The organism is Bacillus cereus group sp. BfR-BA-01331 (assembly GCF_022663915.1).
GTDB lineage: Bacteria > Bacillota > Bacilli > Bacillales > Bacillaceae_G > Bacillus_A > Bacillus_A mycoides.
The window spans coordinates 1-930 of the sequence record NZ_JAKUGJ010000126.1 but is presented as its reverse complement, the minus strand read 5'-3'; the positions used below and the strand labels follow the sequence as shown (position 1 = coordinate 930).

The window sequence follows — 930 nt, the reverse complement described above, 5'->3', positions numbered from 1 at the left end:
CGGGGATCTCAGGTTCCGGGAAAAGTTTACTTTTAAAGATGAAGTTAGCTCGTGAAACGTCACTTGCAGATACACATGCAATGATTATCGATCCAGAGGGAGAATTCGTAAAAATTACAAAACGTCTAGGTGGCATTAACTTAAATATTTCACCAGAAAGTAATATCATTATTAACCCTTGTGCAATCGCGGTAACAGAACTTCAGATTACAGATAAAGATGAAGAATTAGAAGCAATTGAACAATATGATAAGAAAGAACTCATAGAACGTGATGGAGTGAAGTATGTAAGATTCGTACCAATTTTAGAGAAAATTAATGAAATACTAGGATTCTTTGACATTATTATTCGCGGACAAGATTTTGATCAACCAGGATTAAATGTATTCCAACGTACGATGCTGGAAGATGCGATTCGCGAAGTGTTTGATAAACATGGTATTACTTCTCACCCTTCATCTTTATATACAGATGAAGTGAAAAAGGTGGATGGACAATTAATTCAATCTCAAGTGAGAAAGCCAGAGCCAGAGTTAAAAGAAATCTACGATGTATTAGTAGAACATCATGGAGAAGATGTGAAGGCAGAAGAGTTAATTGCGGCAATTCGTCCATTCCTACGTGATGGTTCAAAACCATTATTTGATGGGCAAAGTCATTTTGGACGTGGTGTGGAAACACAGTTAAATGAGTCACGTGTTGTTAATTTCAACATTAGTCATTTAGAGGAAGGGTTTTTAAAACCAATCGCCTTCCACGTTATTTTGAACTATATTTGGGAGCATTGGATTAAGAGTCCAGAACACGCTATCAAACGAAAAGTTTTATATGTGGATGAGATGTGGCAGTTTATCGACTATGAACAAACAGTTAACTTCTTAGAAAAAGTAGCACGCCGCTCTCGTAAGAGAAATGCAGGTATGTGTTGGG

General features: G+C 36.8%; 1 protein-coding gene. It reads left to right on the top strand.

Annotated elements, in window-relative coordinates:
* A partial coding sequence (locus tag MR155_RS32520) for a helicase HerA domain-containing protein (protein WP_242312116.1) occupies positions 1-930 on the top strand: 930 nt, incomplete at both ends.